Origin of the sequence: Arcicella rigui, assembly GCF_034929435.1 — a bacterium.
Classification (GTDB): Bacteria; Bacteroidota; Bacteroidia; order Cytophagales; family Spirosomataceae; genus Arcicella; species Arcicella rigui.
In genome coordinates, this window is sequence record NZ_JAYFUM010000034.1 from 22752 (window position 1) to 38503 (window position 15752).

General features: G+C 35.2%; 12 protein-coding genes. 9 read left to right on the plus strand and 3 right to left on the minus strand.

Features of this window, described 5'->3' with window-relative positions:
- The first annotated feature begins 97 nt into the window (after window positions 1-97).
- Complete coding sequence (gene hisS, locus VB248_RS22115) at window positions 98-1456, plus strand: histidine--tRNA ligase (RefSeq protein WP_323299022.1); 1359 nt, start codon at window positions 98-100, stop codon at window positions 1454-1456.
- Between the two features lie 95 nt (window positions 1457-1551).
- Here hisS and pgi read toward each other — a convergent pair whose 3' ends face one another.
- Window positions 1552-3198, minus strand: coding sequence for a glucose-6-phosphate isomerase (gene pgi / locus VB248_RS22120; protein WP_323299023.1), 1647 nt, complete (start codon window positions 3196-3198; stop codon window positions 1552-1554).
- A gap of 401 nt (window positions 3199-3599) precedes the next feature.
- Between pgi and VB248_RS22125 the strand changes: the two genes are divergently transcribed.
- Together VB248_RS22125 and yidC are read left to right on the plus strand one after the other, a co-directional pair.
- Window positions 3600-5249: a CTP synthase gene (locus VB248_RS22125; RefSeq protein WP_323299024.1), complete on the plus strand. Its 1650-nt coding sequence runs from the start codon at window positions 3600-3602 to the stop codon at window positions 5247-5249.
- A 224-nt stretch (window positions 5250-5473) separates the two neighbouring features.
- Window positions 5474-7333 carry a membrane protein insertase YidC gene (gene yidC / locus VB248_RS22130; RefSeq protein WP_323299025.1) on the plus strand — a complete coding sequence of 620 codons (1860 nt, stop codon included), beginning with the start codon at window positions 5474-5476 and terminating at the stop codon, window positions 7331-7333.
- 92 nt (window positions 7334-7425) lie between these two features.
- Here yidC and VB248_RS22135 read toward each other — a convergent pair whose 3' ends face one another.
- On the minus strand, window positions 7426-8364 hold the full coding sequence (locus VB248_RS22135; RefSeq protein ID WP_323299026.1) for an alpha/beta hydrolase: 939 nt from the start codon (window positions 8362-8364) through the stop codon (window positions 7426-7428).
- 2 nt (window positions 8365-8366) lie between these two features.
- Window positions 8367-8906: a hypothetical protein gene (locus tag VB248_RS22140; RefSeq protein WP_323299027.1), complete on the minus strand. Its 540-nt coding sequence runs from the start codon at window positions 8904-8906 to the stop codon at window positions 8367-8369.
- Between the two features lie 244 nt (window positions 8907-9150).
- On the opposite strand from VB248_RS22140, the gene VB248_RS22145 reads away from it, so the two are divergent.
- The 6 genes from VB248_RS22145 to trxA (VB248_RS22170) all read left to right on the plus strand — a co-directional run bounded on the left by VB248_RS22145 (window position 9151) and on the right by trxA (VB248_RS22170) (window position 15453).
- Window positions 9151-9609 (plus strand): hypothetical protein, encoded by a 459-nt coding sequence (locus VB248_RS22145; RefSeq protein ID WP_323299028.1) that lies wholly within the window; start codon window positions 9151-9153, stop codon window positions 9607-9609.
- A 306-nt stretch (window positions 9610-9915) separates the two neighbouring features.
- Entirely contained in the window at window positions 9916-11664 is a 1749-nt protein-coding gene (locus VB248_RS22150) for a T9SS type B sorting domain-containing protein (RefSeq protein WP_323299029.1), read from the plus strand.
- A gap of 150 nt (window positions 11665-11814) precedes the next feature.
- Window positions 11815-12882: a carbohydrate-binding family 9-like protein gene (locus tag VB248_RS22155; RefSeq protein WP_323299030.1), complete on the plus strand. Its 1068-nt coding sequence runs from the start codon at window positions 11815-11817 to the stop codon at window positions 12880-12882.
- A gap of 201 nt (window positions 12883-13083) precedes the next feature.
- On the plus strand, window positions 13084-14166 hold the full coding sequence (locus VB248_RS22160; RefSeq protein ID WP_323299031.1) for a family 10 glycosylhydrolase: 1083 nt from the start codon (window positions 13084-13086) through the stop codon (window positions 14164-14166).
- A gap of 193 nt (window positions 14167-14359) precedes the next feature.
- Window positions 14360-14674, plus strand: coding sequence for a thioredoxin (gene trxA / locus VB248_RS22165; protein WP_323299032.1), 315 nt, complete (start codon window positions 14360-14362; stop codon window positions 14672-14674).
- A 62-nt stretch (window positions 14675-14736) separates the two neighbouring features.
- Window positions 14737-15453, plus strand: a complete 717-nt coding sequence (trxA, locus tag VB248_RS22170; protein WP_323299033.1) for a thioredoxin — start codon at window positions 14737-14739, stop codon at window positions 15451-15453.
- The last annotated feature ends 299 nt before the right edge of the window (window positions 15454-15752 follow it).

Genomic DNA, 15752 nt, shown 5'->3' on the forward strand with positions numbered 1-15752 from the left:
TGAAACTTCCAAAAACTTAATGGGTTTTGTAATTTTGTAGTTTAGGACAATCCTGTCCGTTTTCACATTCTCGGGCTTATGCTCGATTTAATATTCCATGAAACCAAGTTTAGTAAAAGGTACACGAGATTTCGGCCCAGAAAAAATGGTTCGCCGTAATTATATTTTTGATACGATTAAAGCTGTTTTTCAAAAGTTTGGCTTTCAGCCTATCGAAACTCCTGCCATGGAAAACCTTTCTTCTTTGATGGGAAAGTACGGCGAAGAAGGAGACCAATTATTATTTAAAATCTTAAATTCTGGTAATTTTTCAGAAAAAATTACTCAAAAAGAATTAGACGAAGGAGCAAAAAAACTGACTTTAAAAATCTCCGAAAAAGGTTTAAAATACGATTTAACAGTTCCTTTTGCTCGTTTTGTAGTAATGAATCGCAACGATTTGGCAATGCCTTTCAAGCGTTATCAAATTCAACCTGTTTGGCGTGGCGACCGCCCACAAAGAGGACGCTATCGTGAATTTTATCAATGCGATGCCGATGTGGTTGGTACTGATTCTTTGGTTTGTGAAGCTGAAATTGTATTGATGATTCATGAAGTATTCAAGAATTTGGGCATTAATTTTTCTTTAAAAATCAACAACCGAAAAGTACTTACTGGTCTTTCAGAAGCGATTGGTGCGGCTGGACAAGAAGGTACTTTAGCAGTAGCGATTGATAAATTAGATAAAATTGGCAAAGAAAAAGTATTAGAAGAATTAGCAGAAAAAGGGTTTTCGAGCGAATCATTAGCGAAACTTGACCCCGTTTTTGAAATTTCAGGTACAAATCAAGAGAAATTCGACAAACTTGAAGAGCTTTTGAAAGATTCTGAAATAGGTAAAAAAGGTATTGAAGAATTGCGTGCCGTTTGGCATTTGTTACAATCATTCGGGCAGTCAGAAGAAAATATTGAATTGGATATTACCTTAGCTCGTGGACTTTCGTATTATACAGGAGCAATTTTTGAAGTAAAAGCCTTAGACGTTCAAATGGGTTCTATCTCAGGAGGCGGTCGTTATGATAATTTGACAGGTACTTTTGGTGTAGCTGGGCTTTCAGGCGTTGGGATTTCTTTTGGTGTTGACAGAATTTATGATGTTTTAGAAGAATTGAATTTATTTCCAGAAAACAATTCTGTAACGACGAAACTGTTACTTTGTCATTTCGGAGAAAAAGAATTGAACTTTGCCTTGCCACTTTTACAAAAAGCTCGTTTGGCAGGCATCAATGCAGAAGTATATCCAGATGTCAGTAAAATCAAAAAACAATTGGATTATGCCGACAAAAAGAAAATTTCTTACGTATGCATCATCGGTTCAGAAGAAATGGAAACAGGCAAACTGACTTTGAAAAATATGATTACGGGAGAGCAAGAAAAATTAACTTTTGACGAAGTAATTTCAAAATTGATTAATTGATTTTAAGAAAAAACTATGAGTTTTGAATTTATATACTTGATTATCAAACATATAAATTCAAAACTCTGCACTCATAATTCAGCACTCCTACTTGCTTATCTCCAAGCCTTATAAGCATTAATCAATCCATTCGTTGAAGAATCATGTGAAACGATTGCTTCTTCGCTGGTAAGTTCTGGTAAAATTTGGTTTGCCAATTGTTTACCTAATTCAACGCCCCATTGGTCGAAACTATAAATATTCCAGATAACGCCTTGTACAAAAATTTTGTGTTCGTACATCGCTACCAAACTTCCTAAAGTTCTCGGTGTTAATTGTTTGAACAAAATAGAGTTTGTCGGACGGTTTCCTTTGAATACTTTAAATGCAGCTAATTCAGCAATTTCTTCGTCTGATTTCCCTGCTTTTTTAAACTCAGCTACTACTTCTTCTAAGGTTTTTCCGTTCATCAAAGCCTCTGTTTGTGCAAAGAAATTAGACAACAATAAAGTATGATGATTTCCGATTTGGTTATGAGAAACCGCAGGAGCTAAGAAATCGCAAGGTACTAATTTTGTTCCTTGGTGAATCAATTGATAGAATGCGTGCTGTCCGTTAGTACCCGGTTCGCCCCAAATAATTGGACCAGTTTGATAAGCTACTTCTTTGCCATCACGACCTACATATTTACCATTCGACTCCATATCGCCTTGTTGGAAATATGCCGCAAAACGGTGCATATATTGGTCATAAGGAAGAATTGCTTGTGTATCCGCTCCGTAAAAATTATTATACCAAATGCCTAATAAAGCCAAAAGTACTGGAATATTTTCACCAAAATCTGCTGTACGGAAGTGTTTGTCCATGGCATGAGCACCTTCCAATAATTCAACAAAATTCTCGAATCCGATTGATAAAACGATTGATAAACCAATCGCCGACCATAAAGAGTAGCGACCGCCAACCCAATCCCAGAAACCAAACATATTATCAGCATCAATTCCGAATTCAACTACTGATTTTTCGTTGGTAGAAATTGCCACAAAATGTTTGGCAACATCTTCAATTGAACCGCCATTTGCCAAGAACCAATTACGTGCAGAGTGTGCATTCGCCATTGTTTCTTGCGTTGTAAATGTCTTTGAAGCAATCAAGAAAAGTGTTGTGGCAGGATTTACCTTTTTCAATATTTCGGCGATATGCGTACCGTCAACGTTTGAAACAAAGTGTAAATTCAAATGATTTTTATAAGGTTTCAAGGCTTCTGTCACCATTACTGGGCCTAAATCAGAACCACCAATTCCAATATTCACAACGTCTGTAATCGCTTCGCCTGCATAGCCTTTCCATTCGCCTGAAATTACTTTTTCAGAAAAACCTTTCATTTTTTCTAAAACTGCATTTACTTCTGGCATAATTTCTTTTCCATCAACACCAATTGGCGAGTTAGAGCGGTTTCTCAAGGCAACATGTAAAACGGCACGTTTTTCAGTTTGATTAATAGTATCGCCAGTGAACATTCTTTCGATAGCATCATCCAACTCACATTCATTTGCCAAAGCAACCAAAATTGCTTTTGTTTTTTCGTTGATGATATTTTTAGAATAATCCACTAAAATATCTTCAAAACGAATAGAAAATTTATTAAAACGCTCAGGGTCATTGGCAAAAAGTTCTTTGATAGAAGTAGCATCTATTTCAGATTTATGCTTTGTGAGTAATGAAAATGCGTGTGTTTGATCAAAAGGAACAGATTTTAACATGATTAGCTTTTGTTATCGTTAAAGGGACAAAATCGTATTTTGGCTACAAAAGTACAAATTCTACTCAATTAGTCGAGTGATTCGTATTAGGATTTTATGAAGATTGCCCGAAAACAAAAGCTGAAAGACTTGTTCTACGTATTCTTGTCAGGCTTATGGGTACTCGTTTGGATTAAGACTTTAATTAATATTTTTTTACAAGTACTCAAACACTTGCAAATCAATAAATTATCAAATTTTCAATATAGACTTTTATGTCTTTCTTCAAAAAAAGGCAAAATACTTCGCCGAAAATTCCCTAACTTTGTATCCCGTAACTAAGGGTTGCGGAACTCCATTCCTCCTCAGTACATTTTTGTACACTTCCTCTTAGATTTTTTTCAAACTTCAATTTTATTACAATGTCAGGTAAAGGGCAACCTAAAACCGCAAAATATATTTTCGTTACGGGCGGTGTAACTTCATCTTTAGGCAAAGGAATTATTGCTTCATCATTAGCTAAACTCTTACAGGCAAGAGGGCTTTCGGTAACTATTCAAAAACTGGATCCATATATCAATATTGACCCAGGAACGCTAAACCCTTATGAACACGGTGAATGTTATGTAACCAACGACGGAGCGGAAACTGACCTTGATTTGGGTCACTATGAGCGTTTTTTGGGCGTACCTACTTCGCAAGCAAACAACATTACTACTGGTAGAGTTTATAACAATGTTATCACGAAGGAACGCCGTGGAGATTATTTAGGAAAAACTGTACAAGTTGTACCACACATTACGGATGAAATTAAAAGAAATATTCTTTTATTGGGTGCTACCGGACAGTACGACATTGTGATTACTGAATTAGGTGGCTGTGTGGGCGACATTGAATCTTTACCTTTTATTGAGGCTGCTCGTCAATTAAAATGGGATTTGGGCGAGAAAAATACACTTTTCATTCACCTTACTTTAGTGCCTTACTTGGCTTCGGCAGGTGAATTAAAAACTAAACCAACCCAGCACTCTGTACGTGCTTTGTCTGAATATGGTATTCAGCCCGACATTATTGTTTGTCGTACCGAACATCCAATTCCTCAAGAAATGCGTCGCAAAATTGCTCTTTTCTGTAACGTTTCGCCAAACGATGTTATCGAAGCGATGGATGCAGAAACGATTTACGATGTGCCTTTATTGATGCGTAAGGAGAAATTAGACCAACGTGCTTTGTATAAATTAGATATTTATAACGACAAAGACGCTGACCTTGAGCAATGGAAAAATTTCTTGGGCAAACTTAAAAACCCAACCGAACAAGTTACGATTGGTTTGGTAGGAAAGTATGTAGAATTGAAAGACTCATACAAATCTATCGCCGAAGGTTTAATCCATGCAGGAGCAGTAAACGAAACGAAAGTAAATGTAGTTTGGCTTTCTTCTGAAAACTTGGTAGAAGGAGATTATCAAAAAAGATTAGAGAATTTAGACGGCATTTTGGTTGCTCCGGGCTTTGGTGAAAGAGGTATCGAAGGAAAAATCAATGCTGTAAAGTATGCTCGTGAAAATAAAATTCCTTTCTTCGGAATTTGTTTGGGTATGCAATGTGCGGTAATCGAGTTTGCTCGTAATGTGATTGGCTTAGAAAATGCTCACTCTTCGGAAATGAACAAAGAAACGCCATATCCTGTAATCGACTTGATGGAAGAGCAAAAATTAGTAACCAACAAAGGCGGTACAATGCGTTTGGGAGCTTATGCTTGTAAATTAGAAAAAGGCTCGTTGGCACATCATATTTATGGTAAACTTAATATTCAAGAACGTCACCGTCACCGTTTTGAATTCAATAACGCTTATTTAGAACAATTCAAAGCTGCGGGAATGATTCCAACAGGTATCAATACAGATTCTGGTTTGGTTGAAGTAGTAGAAATTAAAGACCATCCGTTCTTTATTGGTGTACAATTCCACCCAGAATATAAGTCGAATGTGGCAAATCCAGCCCCATTATTTGTTCATTTTGTGAAGGCAGCTCTTAAAAATGCCATTCCATTGATGAAAGGAGTGAAATAACCTTTTATCATTTAAAATGATTTAATAAAAGATAAGTAGTAATTTTGCACCGCTAAAGTCAAAAGCTTTGGCGGTTTTATTTGATAGAATCTTTATAAATTAATGCTAATTGCAAGAATGATTTATAAATAGGTTTTCATCATAAAAATAATACTCAAAAAATCACTGAAAACGAATATTCTAAGAAAGCAGTGTATTCGAATTAAGACAAATTCTGTAAAAAAATGATGGACAAAAATCAAGTCACGGGGCTGTTGTTGATAATGGCGATGTTGCTGGGATACCAGTTTTTCCTTGCCCCGAAAGATGAACCAACAAAAGTAAACGAAAAAGCAAAAGTTACTCAGTCAGTTAGTACTCCAAAAACCATTACGCCTGATACCGTAGCCTTGAAAGCTGCTGCTGGTGATTTTGCTACTGCTGCAACAGGTACTGCTGAGGATATTGTTTTAGAAAATAAAGACATCAAAGTTGTTTTCTCTACTTTGGGTGGAAAAGTAAAACAAGTATTATTAAAAAATTATGAAACTTACAATTCATTCGTAGCGAAGAAAAAAGAGCCTCTTTTAATTTTCGACGAGTCTTTCGATAAAGTAAGTTTTGAATTACCTACTACCAAAGGAAATATTGACTTAAACAAATTGTATTTCAGTGATGTAAAAGTTAATAAAAACGCCAATCCAGAAAAAGAATCAGCTCAATCTGTTTCATTCACTTTATCATTAGCAAACGGACAAAGTATTACGCAATCCTATACTTTAGCTCCTTCTGGTTTTCTTTTAGACCAAGATGTGAAATTGACAGGCTTGGATGGTATTTTGAAAAACGAAGCTGTTAAATTCAACTGGTTAGAAAACGTTCGTCCAACTGAAAAAGATTTGACAGAAAACCGTAAAGCAACAGTCAATTATTTATTGAACGAAGATGAAGAATTTGACCAATTAGCTGAAACGCCAACAGGTTCAAAAGAAGAAACACTTGATAAGCCTTTGAAATGGGTTTCTTTCAAGAAAAAATACTTCCTTTCTGGTTTTATTACTAAAAACGCTCCAATTGCTAAAGCCCAAGTACTTGCTACTGCCAACGAAACTGACTCTGTAAATATCAAAACGTTAAGAGCCAATATGGATTTGGATTTAGCTGATTTGAAAACAGGAAAAGGAAATTATCAGTGGTACTTCGGCCCTAACGATTATAATATCATCAAAAACGTAGCACCGGGTTTTGGTAAAAACGTGAAGTTGAGTTATGATATTTTCTTGCCAATCACTCGTTATGTATTTGTTCCATTGTTCAATATTTTGGAAACAGTATTTAACAACTACGGTTTGTTGATTATTGCTTTGGTACTTATTATCAAGTTTGCTTTGCTTCCACTTACTTACAAATCGTATGTAAGTATGGCAAAAATGAGAATTCTTCAACCAGAATTAAATGCTATCAAAGAAAAAGTAGGTGACGATGCCGCCGCACAGCAGCAAGCTCAAATGAAATTGTACGGTGAAGTAGGCGTAAGTCCGCTAAGTGGTTGTGTGCCAGTTTTAGCAACAATGCCAATCTTGATGGCGGTATTTATGTTGTTCCCGAACTTGATTAACTTGCGTCAGCAGTCTTTCTTGTGGGCAAATGACCTCTCTACTTTCGACTCAATCGCTACTTTGCCTTTCAGTATTCCATTGTACGGAAATCATATCAGTTTGTTTACTTTGTTGATGACGGTTTCAAGTATTGCGTATGGTTATTATAATAACCAAAATACACCAGACCAAACAGGTCAACCAATCGACATGAAGAAAATGGCTTATATCACGCCAGTCATCTTTATGTTTGTAATGAACTCGCTTCCAGCAGGTATGAGTTTCTATTACTTCGTTTCAAACTTAGTGACCATCGGACAGCAAATTGGTATTCGTAAATTTGTTGATGAAGACAAAATCAAAGCAGTTTTAGAAGAAAATCGTAAGAAAATTGCAGCAGGTGGCGTGAAAAAATCACGTTTCTCTGAATATATTTCAAAACAAATGAAAGCAGCCGAAGAAGCTCAGAAAGCTCAACAAGCTGACCCTAAAAAGAAGAAAAAGTAATTTTTGATTCTTATTTAAAAAAGGCTTAAAGTTTCTTTCACAGAACTTTAAGCCTTTTTTTTAGCATTAAGTCTATCTATTTTTGAAAATCATTACTCCAACATCTTGTTTCTCATTTCTGTAAAAGTCTTTAATTGAAGTGCTTCATCTGTTGAACTAACATTACTCCTACCCTTCAAGCGAGTAAACACGTGTAAATTAGATTCTACCATTTCTACATCAATATTTGCTCCTTTTGAAGTCTTCAAACCTTTATAAATCAACAAAGCACTTACAGGTTCAGCCGTTTCGTCTTTTATGCTTTTATAAACTTTCAAGTAAGTATCTTGTGGTAAAGAAAAACCATCTTCAAGGTCACGGCGAGTGAGGTCTATAACGGCTAATAACTGTTTTAAACTTTCTTGTGGACGGTACACATACCAATATCCTTTTTCGCCTTCCTCAAGTTCAGAAGTTGTAAAACCCAAAACTGGACCGAGCAAACCAATCATTGTTAAAGATTTATTCGATGGCAATACGATTGGGTCAATTAAAAAAATACCTTTTGGTTTAGTGTATGAACTAAAAAAATTACTCTTTATCAAATTAAGTAGCAAAGCTCCGCTTGTTGATGACCCTGCCAAGTATATTTTTTTGAAACCCATTTTACTGAGCTTTTCATATTCGTCTTTGATAGATTGTTGCCAATCTTTCCAAGTAGCATCTTTAAACTCTTGATAAGTACGTCCATGTCCGCCCAATAATACTTGCGAAACATAAAATCCCTTATTTTTATCAGCAAATACACGCAATTCGTCCCATTCAAAAGTTGAAGCACTATAACCATGCGAGGCAATAATTACAGGTGTATTTAATTGATTTTCAGTAGGATTTGCAAGATAACTTGAAGCAAGATAATTTTCTGGATGATTCAATGAAGCGTCAAAAATTTGGTTTCCATCCAACATCGTCACATCGTCTATGACAGGGCTTTTATTACAAGCAGCCAAAAGCATACTTGTCAAAAGTAAATAAATACAAAGTCTTTTCATGGTTAGTGCTTTAAAGAGTAAAACATGGAGAATTGATAAAATACAGGAAATAATGTCCCCGGCGTACTGATGCCGTTGCCATTAATAATATTGTATCCAGTAGATAAAGTAAAAGCATAAGGAGCATCAAAATGATAAGAAATGCCCGTTTCTACTGACAAAAGCATGGACTCGTGGGGTAGAATTTTAAACATATCTTCTTCGTAATTAGCTCGAAAATAACCTGTGTTTAATCCGACCAAACCTTGTAGCCTTTTGAGATGACGAATGCGGTACTCTGCTCCTACAATAAAACTTTCTTGATGAATTGCATTACTTCCAATAGCAGAACCCAAACTACTACTTACATAGCTTCCTTTTAAGTGAATTTTTCGATTTAATAAAAAATCGTTTGAGAAATCAAGCGAAAGACCATTTTCCCAATACAGGTTTTGCGTCTTTTGAAGCCTTAGCCCTAAATTGAATTCACTAAAATTAAATTGTGCATTTGCCAAATACTGGGAAGAAAAAAAGAACAGGCAAAAGAGTATTTTTTGTTTCATAAAATGTTGGGTGAAAAATGATTAACTGACTTAGACATGAGTAATTTTCTCAGAATGAATAAATTACATTTAGAGTAAAGCAAGGATTTATTTTTCAAAATCCCTAAAAAATCAAAATTATTATCCGAAAAACTTATCTAACGGTAAATTTCACCCAACAACAGTAATCAAAAGCAACCTTTGGCTAAGCTTATTCGTATGTAAAGTAATAGTAAACAAATTCATTATCCTTCCCCGCAAAACCATGAAAAATCGTTACCTAAAATTTTATACTTGTACGTTTGTGATGATTGCCATTACATCTTGTAAAACGTCCACTGTTGACCCAGCCGCTGCTACTAATAACACAACCAGCGGAATTACTACCAACTTGACCTCTGGCACTTGGGTTGTAGGCTCATTTACCCAAAAAACAGAAGATAAAACTTCTAAATTCTCAGGTTATAGTTTTGTTTTTTCTGCTGATGGAAAAGTAACTGTTTCAAAAGATGGCAAACAAACTTCTGGTACTTGGCAATACACGCCTGCTGTTACTTATTATGGTGCTACTTCAAAAGAAGCCATTGACTTGAGTGTTGGTAATGACAAACCTTTATCTCAATTGAGTAGAAAATGGAATTTCATTTCAACAACTGCTACTGCTATCAAAGTAGATAATCCTGAAATTTTAGAAGATGAACATCTTTTATTAAGTAAAAAATAAAATAAGTTTTTAATCCTCAAGGAGATAACGCTTCACTAAAGTTATCTCCTTTCTTATTGCCAACACCTCGCTGTATCGCATCGTTTACGCCAAGTAAATCCTAAAATCTTCCCTTTCCTACCTAAAATTCCATTTGTTTTTCTGATTCTTTCACTAAAATCAATACTTGATGCAACGCTTTGTTGTATTGAGGCTGTCTCTCTACCAAAGACCCCTGCTTCACTCACGCAATATTATTTGTTAGAATTTATCTACTGCTTAAAAATCAGACAATCAAGATTTTTCGTTTTTTACAAAGCTTAAAAAATGCAGAGAGTAATTATTTTACTAAGTATTATTGTTTTTTCTCAATCTGTTAGTTTGGCTCAAACTGACTGTACCAATATTGGTTTTGAATTAGGCAATACTTCAGGTTGGACGCTAAGTAGCGGCACATTGACCGACGACGGTACAAAAGCCATTTATGGTACAGAAGTATCTGGTGCAAACTACCAAATCACGAGTATTAGCGACGGCAACGATGCGAAGATAACCAAGGAAAATATTCCGATGGTAGCTTCTGGAAGTAAGTATGCTATCAGGCTTGGGAATACGACTCAGGGCGGAAGTTATGATAGATTGCGAACCTCTTTTATTGTTACAGAAGATAATTCTTTGTTTCAATACAAATTTGCGGTTTTACTTCAAAACGACGATAAAGGTCATGCCGATTACCAAAAACCGGGCTTCAATATCCAAATCACTGACGATGCAGGCAATCCTTTGTCATGCAGTACTTTTGATGTACAACTTTCTTCGTCGGGTACTGCGGCTAATTTTAGTACACAAAGTTATACAGACGGAACAATTGAATACCGCAACTGGACGATTGGAGCTATCAATCTAAAAAATTATATCGGACAAAAAATCAATATTGTAGTTACGGCTCATGGTTGTACAAAACAAAAGCATTTTGGTTATGCTTATTTCGATGCCCAATGTTTAAAATCAGAAATCACTCCTACGGCTGCTTGTCCTGATGAAGATGGTTTTATGATTTTGAAAGCTCCCGAAGGTTTTGCCAAATATACTTGGAGTAATGGTGAAACAGGTTCGAGCATTAAAGTAAAGGCAACTTTAGGCGATAGATACACTGTAACTATTCTTCCAATCGCAAGTTTGGATGCTTCTTGTGAATTGCAACTTCAATATCAAATCAAGTACCAACACCCCTATCATACCGTAAATGCTACAATTTGTGAAGGAGAAAGCTATGTAGTAGGAACGAATACTTATAATGCCACGGGGCAATACATTACCAATATTAGTCGTTTTGGTGTTTGCGACAGTACCGTTACACTCAATCTAACGGTAACGCCATTAACTCGCTACGCACAAAATATCAGGATTTGTGCAGGAAGTAGTTTTAAAGTAGGTTCAGAAACCTACACAAGTTCAGGTACTTATACAACTACTATTCCAAGAGCAGGAAAATGTGACAGCATAGTGACAACAACACTAAAAGTACTTGATTTTGAATTAAGCCTTCAAGACCAAGAATTCAGTATTATTTCTGGCGAAAGTATTACTTTCAAAGCCATCGTTACGCCCACAGGAAGCTATACTTATAGCTGGAAACCTGAAACAGATTTGGCTTGTGCTACTTGTGCCGAAACCATTGCTAAACCTTTACAATCCAGACAATACACCATTTACGTAAACAGTACAGAAGGCACTGAATGTCAGCAATCAAAAGTGATTAATGTAGCCGTAAGAAACTGTGGTATCGTACTGATTCCTGATGCTTTTTCGCCCAATAATGATAACAACAATGATATTTTTATGGTTTATGGTTCTGGTTGTATCAAGCAAATCAAGCTTTTAAAAATCTTTGATAGATGGGGGGAATTACTCTTTTTAAAGGAAAACTTTCAGCCCTCCGATGCGGCTTATGGCTGGGATGGTACTTATAAAGGTTTGCCTTCCGACGCTGGTACTTATGTGTATCAAGTAGAAGTAGAACTCAACAATTTAACTACCTATCAAACAAGTGGTTCAGTCTTGTTGATACGATAATATATAATCCTGCTTTTTTTAATTTCACTCCTAAGAAAGACAGTTTTCTTAGGAGTTTTTTCTATTTTATGCCCTGATTGAGTATTTACAACAATTTTCTCTCTTCAAATACTGTATCAATCCTTTCTTTAATTATCATTCATCAAAAACATGAAAAAATTATTCCTATCTGGGATAGTTTGTTTAAAACTATGTTTCGGTTTTGCTCAAACGCCCTCAAAACCTCTCCAATACCATTGTTTTCGTACTCCACAAAGTTTAAAAATCGACGGAAAACTTGATGAAGCTGCTTGGCAAAAAGCCCAATGGACAGATTTATTCGTGGACATCGAAGGCGATAAAAAACCTTTGCCTTTACAAGCTACCAAAACAAAATTACTTTGGGACGATAAGTACTTGTACATCGCCGCAGCTTTAGACGAAAAGCATATTTGGGCTTATCAGAAAGAAAAAGACCAAATCGTTTTCTTGGAAAACGATTTTGAAATCTTCATCGACCCAGACGGAGATTCACAAAATTATTTTGAATTAGAAATTAATGCCGTAAACAATACTTTTGATTTATTCTTGCCAAAACCTTATCGGAATGGCGGAAGAGCGTTAATCAATTGGGATATTAAGGGTTTAAAATCTGCTGTTTCTATTGAAGGAACACTCAACAATCCGACAGATACAGACAAGCGTTGGTTTGCTGAAATTGCCATTCCTTTGTCTTCGCTTGATATGGATAATGTAAAGCCTAAAATTGAAGATTTGTCATTCTGGAGAATCAATTTTTCAAGAGTTGAATGGGAACATAGCATCGAAAAAGGCAAGTACTCTCGCAAAAAGAAAGCAAGTGGAGACGGTTATTTACCAGAATACAATTGGGTTTGGTCGCCACAAGGAAAAATCAATATGCACATTCCAGAAAAATGGGGTTATTTAGTTTTTTCAACACAAAATGTTGGCACTAAAAACATTGACTTTACTTTGCCAAAAAGTGAAACTTTAAAAGAAATCGCTTGGGAAATTTACGAAAAAGAAAAAGAGTACTTCGCTAAAAATCAACAATATACAAGCGATTTAGCACTTTTGAAAATTGAAAACTTCAAAGATGCTGAGCTTTCAATAGAAGCCACAAAACATACTTTTTTGATTGCTATTAGCGATAAAACCTCAAAAAGTAAAGTATTGCTAAATCAGGATAGCGTTTTGACGCTTAGTGACAAGCTTTGAGGAAAATATTTTAAAATTTATATTAAGTAATCGTGTATAATTAGTTTTAAAATTTTGCTTTTGGCTGTAAGCTTTAGGCAATAGGCAAAATGTTTATTTTTTACGAAAAAAAGTATTTTTGCTTACTGCTTATAGCCTATTGCTTAAAGCATTACAATTAATTTTGTTTAATTACTTACTTCAACAATAAACCTTCCATAAATGAAAAAGCGTACTTTCCTCAAACAAATGGGCTTGACGGCTTTAGCGGCTGGTCAAACGCCTCAATTGTTGCAAGCCAAACCTTTATTGGCTGAAAAGGCAGATTCAAAACTCAAAAATTGGATTTGGATAAATCCTGACCATAAAGAAAGTGAAGATGTACTAACGGCTCGATATAAAAAATTCAAAGCACACGGTATTACAGGTATTTTCTTTGAAGCTGATGACGAAAAACATTTTACCATTGCTAAAAAACAAGGTTTAAGTACTCATCGCTGGATTTGGACTTTAAATCGTGGAGAAGAAAGCCTTTTGAAAGCTCATCCAGAATGGTACGCCATCAATCGCAAAGGAGAATCTTGTGCTACAAATCCGCCTTATGTGGGTTATTATCGCTGGCTTTGTCCTTCCCGTCCAGAAGTAAGAGATTATTTAGAAAATGTAGTAAAAACAGAACTTAGTAAACCTTATGTGGACGGTATTCATTTAGATTATGTTCGTTATTGCGATGTAATTTTAGCCGTAAATCTTTGGCAAGTATATGGCATCAAACAAAATCAAGAATTACCAGAATATGATTTTTGTTATTGCGAAGTTTGTCAGAAGAAATTTAAAGAATGGAAAGGCATTGATATAAAAAGTGTTGAAAATCCTGACCAAAATTTATCTTGGCGAAAATTTCGTTACGATAACGTTACTCGTTTGGTTAATCATCTTGTTAAAACGGCTTCAAGTTTTAAAAAACCTATTTCAGCCGCCGTTTTTCCTACGCCAGAAGTAGCAAAAAGAATCGTTCGCCAAGACTGGGTAAATTGGAATCTGAACGCTGTTTGTCCGATGATTTATCATAAATTCTATAAAGAAGACGTAAATTGGATTGGCGATGCCGTAGAAGAAGGCGTAAAAGCTTTGCATGGTAAATTTCCTTTGTACGCAGGTTTATACTTGCCTGATTTTGATAATCACGAAGAAATTACGCAGGGAGTAAAATTAGCACTTAAAAATGGAGCAGCAGGTATTTCTTTATTCGGAAATGTGGACGACAATGTGCTAAAAGCATTTGTAAAAGGTACACAGGGTTAAAATTTCAAGAGTTACAATTAAATAAAATTGATAGCCACGTTCATTTGCTAATGAGCGTGGTTTTTTATTTCAAAACAAAGTTTCTTTGTAACAAATATCACTGTATTGGTTCAAAAAAATACGCACCTTTGCGATAGAATATTAGGATGATTTACTCAAATCTTTTCTATACTTGTAATAAATTCTCAAAAAAATGGAAACAACAAACAAAAAAGAAACTTTTACAGATATTATCAATGGCGATACTCCCGTTTTGGTAGATTTCTTCGCAGAATGGTGTGGGCCGTGCAAAACGATGTCGCCAATCCTCAAAGACTTTGCTTCGCAAATGGGCGATAGAGTAAGAGTTATTAAAATTGATGTGGACAAAAGTCCTTCGACAGCTCAAACTTACAGAATTCAAGGCGTACCAACTTTGATACTTTTTAAAAATGGTAAAATCCTTTGGCGACAATCGGGTGTAGTACAGAAAAACCAGTTAGTTACGCTGATAAACCAATTAAAATAATATTAATAAAGAAAATGCTCACTTATTACAAGTGATTGATAATCAAATACTAAAAAACATACATGAAAAACTTATCAATTATAATTTTATTAGCCTTTACCGCACTTTTGAGTAGCTGTGGCAAAAAAAGTGAACAAAACGAAACGTTACTTTCTGCTAAAGATTTTGCAGAAAAGATTCAAAAAACACCTGATGCCATCATTCTTGATGTAAGAACGCCAGAAGAATTTGAAAATGGGCATCTTAACAATGCTCAAAATATAGATTGGAACGGTGATGACTTTTCTGGAAAAGTAAAAGCATTTGATAAAAGTAAACCTGTATTTGTTTATTGTTTAAGTGGAGGAAGAAGTGCCTCCGCTGCCAATCAATTGCGTGCAGAAGGATTCAAACAAGTATATGAACTTGATGGCGGAATTTTAGCTTGGCGAAATGATAATTTACCAGAATCAAATAATGGAAATGCTCCGACAAGTACCCTCTCAGATAAAGCTTTTCAAGATACCATCAATAAAAACCAAGTTGTTTTAGTGGATGTTTATGCCGAATGGTGTGGCCCATGCAAAAAGATGAAACCCATTATTGATGAAATCACGAAAGAACAAGCAGGAAAAGTAACTATCATTCGCATTGATGCAGACCAGAATCCAGAATTGTGTCAGAATCTAAACGTAGAAGCATTACCTACGCTTTTGCTTTACAAAAATAAAAATCTGGTTTGGTCGAATGTAGGTTTTATGGATAAACCAGAAATTTTAGAAGCTTTGAACAAACAATAACATGGAGAAAGTATATTTCGGTATCGTAATGTTTCATCTATTAATAGGTTTTGGCTGGCTGATGCTGATATACAAATTAGAAATCAAGAATAAAAACAAAGCTAAATAGATAAGTAAGTAATAAAAACAATTTAAGTGACGTTTTTGATTTTTGTAAACAATTGATTATTAGACAAATAAAGGCACCCTCCCTTTAGTTGTGTAAGTTTTGTTGGGGCTTTGATTTTTTAAAAAATCAAAGCCCCAACAAAAAACTTTAAATAACTTAGGAACAATAATTGTCATTTTTATGGATAAGT

What these genes read in the sequence shown, in the direction of transcription:
- pgi (WP_323299023.1), bottom strand. Translation starts at nt 3,198, where the DNA reads ATGTTAAAATCTGTTCCTTTTGATCAAACACACGCATTTTCATTACTC.
- yidC (WP_323299025.1), top strand. Translation starts at nt 5,474, where the DNA reads ATGATGGACAAAAATCAAGTCACGGGGCTGTTGTTGATAATGGCGATG.
- VB248_RS22140 (WP_323299027.1), bottom strand. Translation starts at nt 8,906, where the DNA reads ATGAAACAAAAAATACTCTTTTGCCTGTTCTTTTTTTCTTCCCAGTAT.
- VB248_RS22155 (WP_323299030.1), top strand. Translation starts at nt 11,815, where the DNA reads ATGAAAAAATTATTCCTATCTGGGATAGTTTGTTTAAAACTATGTTTC.
- VB248_RS22125 (WP_323299024.1), top strand. Translation starts at nt 3,600, where the DNA reads ATGTCAGGTAAAGGGCAACCTAAAACCGCAAAATATATTTTCGTTACG.
- VB248_RS22160 (WP_323299031.1), top strand. Translation starts at nt 13,084, where the DNA reads ATGAAAAAGCGTACTTTCCTCAAACAAATGGGCTTGACGGCTTTAGCG.
- VB248_RS22150 (WP_323299029.1), top strand. Translation starts at nt 9,916, where the DNA reads ATGCAGAGAGTAATTATTTTACTAAGTATTATTGTTTTTTCTCAATCT.
- hisS (WP_323299022.1), top strand. Translation starts at nt 98, where the DNA reads ATGAAACCAAGTTTAGTAAAAGGTACACGAGATTTCGGCCCAGAAAAA.
- trxA (WP_323299033.1), top strand. Translation starts at nt 14,737, where the DNA reads ATGAAAAACTTATCAATTATAATTTTATTAGCCTTTACCGCACTTTTG.
- VB248_RS22145 (WP_323299028.1), top strand. Translation starts at nt 9,151, where the DNA reads ATGAAAAATCGTTACCTAAAATTTTATACTTGTACGTTTGTGATGATT.
- VB248_RS22135 (WP_323299026.1), bottom strand. Translation starts at nt 8,364, where the DNA reads ATGAAAAGACTTTGTATTTATTTACTTTTGACAAGTATGCTTTTGGCT.
- trxA (WP_323299032.1), top strand. Translation starts at nt 14,360, where the DNA reads ATGGAAACAACAAACAAAAAAGAAACTTTTACAGATATTATCAATGGC.